We start from the raw sequence: 3,275 nt of genomic DNA, 5'->3' as shown, positions 1-3,275 counted from the left end.
GCCTGAGATCAAGATCAAAAGCCAGATCAAGAGCGGCTCGCTTCGCATCGTGGTTACGGTTGGGCGCTGCAGAGTTGTGTAGATACCTATGCTCCCTCCCACAGTTTGTCCTGCTGTGGCTTTAGAGAGCGATTGGCTTGCGGCCGGCGAACGAGTGCGCCAGGGTGCCGCCGTCGACCAGTTCAAGCTCGCCACCCAGTGGCACGCCATGGGCAATACGTGAGGTGATCAGCCCCTTGTTGGTCAGCAACTGGGCGATGTAATGCGCCGTCGCTTCGCCTTCAACGGTAGGATTGGTCGCCAGGATCACCTCGGTAAAGGTGCCCTGTTCTTCGATCCGCGCCACCAGTTGCGGAATACCGATGGCTTCCGGCCCCAGGCCATCGAGCGGCGACAGGTGGCCCTTGAGCACGAAGTAACGCCCGCGGTAGCCGGTCTGCTCCACCGCATACACGTCCATTGGCCCCTCCACCACGCACAGCAGCGTGTCGTCGCGACGAGGGTCGGCGCATTGCGGGCAGAGTTCTTCTTCGGTCAGAGTGCGGCATTGGCGACAGTGGCCCACGCCTTCCATGGCCTGGCTCAGGGCCTGGGCCAGGCGGGTACCGCCGCTGCGATCACGCTCCAGCAGTTGCAGCGCCATACGCTGGGCAGTTTTCTGGCCCACGCCCGGCAAAGTACGCAGGGCGTCGATCAGTTGGCGAATCAGGGGGCTGAAGCTCATGGGCGAAGGGTCCGACAAAACAACGAGACGCGGTTTATACCCGCGCCTCGGATTAGCGTCAAATGCTCAATCCTGCGCGACGCGCACGACCAACTTGCCGAAGTTGCGCCCCTCGAGCAAACCGATAAACGCTTCGGGCGCTTGCTCCAGGCCGTCGACCACGTCTTCGCGGAACTTGATCTTGCCCTCGCGAACCCAGGGCGCCATGGCGCTGAGGAACTCCGGCTGGCGATCACCGTAGTCGTCAAACACGATAAAGCCCTGGATGCGCACACGCTTGGTCAGCAAGGTGCGCTGCAGCGCCGGCAGACGATCCGGGCCGCTTGGCGCCTCGTGGGCGTTATACCCGGCGATCAGCCCGCACAGGGGCACCCGCGCCTTGGGGTTGAACAACGGCATCACGGCATCGAACACCTTGCCGCCGACGTTCTCGAAATAGATGTCGACGCCATTGAAGCAGGCCTGGGCCAGCTCGTCGGCAAAGTGTTCGCTCTTGTGGTCGATGCAGGCATCGAAACCCAGCTCATCGACCACGTAGCGGCACTTGTCCGCACCGCCGGCAACGCCCACTACGCGCAAGCCCTTGAGCTTGGCCACCTGGCCCACCACCGAGCCCACTGCGCCGGAGGCCGCGGCCACGACCAGGGTTTCACCGGCCTTGGGCTGGCCGATGTCCATCAGGCCCATGTAGGCGGTCATGCCGGGCATGCCCAATACGCCCAGAGCCATCGACGAGCTGGCCAGGCCATTGGGCACCGGCATCAGGTTGCGGCCATCGGAAATACTGTGGCTTTGCCAGCCGGTGGAACCGACCACCAGGTCGCCCACCTCGAATTTCGGGTTGCGCGACTGCTCGACACGGCTGACTGCGCCACCGGTCATCACGTCGTCGATTTCCACGGGCGCTGCGTACGACGGCGCGTCGCTCATGCGTCCGCGCATATAAGGGTCCAGCGACAGGTAGAGTGTCTTGAGCAGCACCTGGCCGTCGGCCAGCTCTGGCAAATTTACGCGTTCGAGGCGGAAGTTTTCCGGGGTCGGTGCGCCTTGAGGGCGTGAGACCAGCACAATGCGTTGGTTCAGTGTGGATTCTTGAGGCATGAAGGGGCTCCTTTAGCGAATGCATCGGTATAGGGTGCAGACCATCGGGAGGCGGTTGGGGTTCAGATCGTTCCCATGCTCTGCGTGGGAATGCATCCTCGTGACGCTCCGCGTCACCCGCCGGGACGCGGAGCGTCCCTGGCGGGTTACCACGCAGAGCGTGGGAACGATCACCAGGCACAAACAAAAATGCCAGGCACGAGGCCTGGCATTGGAGTGCAGCTAAAGCCTGCCGATCAGAACGGCAGCTTCATGCCCGGTGGCAGTTGCATGCCGGCGGTCATGCCGCCCATTTTTTCCTGGCTGCTGGCTTCGATCTTGCGCACCGCGTCGTTGACGGCAGCGGCGAACAGGTCTTCCAGCACTTCACGGTCGTCATCGCTGACGCCTTCGAGCAGGCTTGGGTCGATGCTGACGCGCTTGATGTCGTGACGACCGGTCATCACCACGCTGACCATATCGCCACCGGCTTTACCGGTGACTTCGGCGTTGGCCAGTTCTTCCTGCATCTTGGCCATTTTTTCCTGCATCTGCTGCGCCTGCTTCATCAGGCCGGCCATGCCACCTTTCATCATGGGAATCACCTCAAAAGTACGTGGATCAAAAGAGTCGCCCGGTTCATGACGCCTGGGGCGCCGGGGCTTCGACAGGTTCAATAGTATCGTGACGGACGACCGCACCGAACTGTTGCATCATTTGTTGGATAAGCGGATCAGCCTGGATCGACGCCTCCGCATCGCGCTGGCGGTTCAGGCGTCGACGCGTCGCAGCCTGGGCCGGGGTTTCCTGTTCGGGCTTGATCAGCTCGATGGCGATGGTCAGCGTGCGCCCATGGTACTGGTTGAGCGCGTCGTTCAGACGGCGCTGCTGGGTGGCATTGAACAAGGCGCTGTGGGCCGGGTCCAGGTGCAGGAGCCAGTGGTCGCCGTCGATGGCAATCAACGTGCAGTTGGCGGCGATACTGCCGGTCATGCCGGAGATAGGCAACTTTGGAAACAATTCCAGCCATTGCAGGGCCAGGCCGGTGGCCGGTGCCGCAGCGGGCTCCACTTCCGGCTCGGGGGCTGGCTCGGCGGTGTGTTCGCTGGCGAGTTCGTCCAGGTAGCTGTAGGCCGAATCCATGTCCGGCTCGATGTAGTCTTCGTCCAGCGGAGGTTCATCGTCGAGGTCGATACCGGGCGTGGCCGCCTCGACCTGAGCCACGGTCGGCTCCGGCACCGGCGCCGATACCCACTCCGGCGCATCCAGCACTACGCTGTCCGGGGTCGGCGCGGGCATTGGCGTCAGTTCGGGCTGCTCGCCGGTGGTGTCCAGTACCGGCTCCACGACGGGCTGTTGCTCGGGCTCAGCGGGCGCTTCAACCGGGTCGTTCCAGGGCAGATCCACCACCGGGGCGATTTGCGGCTCCGGCTCAGGCTCAGCCTCGATCACCGCTTCAGGCTCGGCCTCC

At 63.4% G+C, this 3,275-nt stretch carries 4 protein-coding genes; all 4 read right to left on the bottom strand.

The window, feature by feature from the left end; translation table 11 throughout:
* Positions 1-121 precede the first annotated feature (121 nt).
* A complete protein-coding gene (recR, locus tag BFP90_RS07300) occupies positions 122-724 on the bottom strand; it encodes a recombination mediator RecR (RefSeq protein ID WP_014719453.1) in 603 nt (200 codons plus the stop codon).
* A 66-nt stretch (positions 725-790) separates the two neighbouring features.
* Positions 791-1,825 (bottom strand): NADP-dependent oxidoreductase, encoded by a 1,035-nt coding sequence (locus BFP90_RS07295; protein ID WP_065896356.1) that lies wholly within the window; start codon positions 1,823-1,825, stop codon positions 791-793.
* Positions 1,826-2,061: 236 nt separating this feature from the next.
* Positions 2,062-2,400, bottom strand: a complete 339-nt coding sequence (locus BFP90_RS07290) for a YbaB/EbfC family nucleoid-associated protein (RefSeq protein WP_057721228.1) — start codon at positions 2,398-2,400, stop codon at positions 2,062-2,064.
* Positions 2,401-2,443: 43 nt separating this feature from the next.
* The coding region (locus tag BFP90_RS07285; protein ID WP_305118394.1) for a DNA polymerase III subunit gamma/tau C-terminal domain-containing protein at positions 2,444-3,275 on the bottom strand (832 nt) is incomplete at its 5' end.

It is taken from the genome of Pseudomonas sp. 24 E 13, assembly GCF_900004715.1.
GTDB lineage: Bacteria > Pseudomonadota > Gammaproteobacteria > Pseudomonadales > Pseudomonadaceae > Aquipseudomonas > Aquipseudomonas orientalis_A.
This window is presented reverse-complemented; position numbering and strand designations above follow the sequence as displayed.

Bases quoted from the DNA above. Each gene is read 5' to 3' on its own strand.
- recR (WP_014719453.1), bottom strand. From the start codon at position 724: ATGAGCTTCAGCCCCCTGATTCGCCAACTGATCGACGCCCTGCGTACT.
- BFP90_RS07290 (WP_057721228.1), bottom strand. From the start codon at position 2,400: ATGATGAAAGGTGGCATGGCCGGCCTGATGAAGCAGGCGCAGCAGATG.
- BFP90_RS07295 (WP_065896356.1), bottom strand. From the start codon at position 1,825: ATGCCTCAAGAATCCACACTGAACCAACGCATTGTGCTGGTCTCACGC.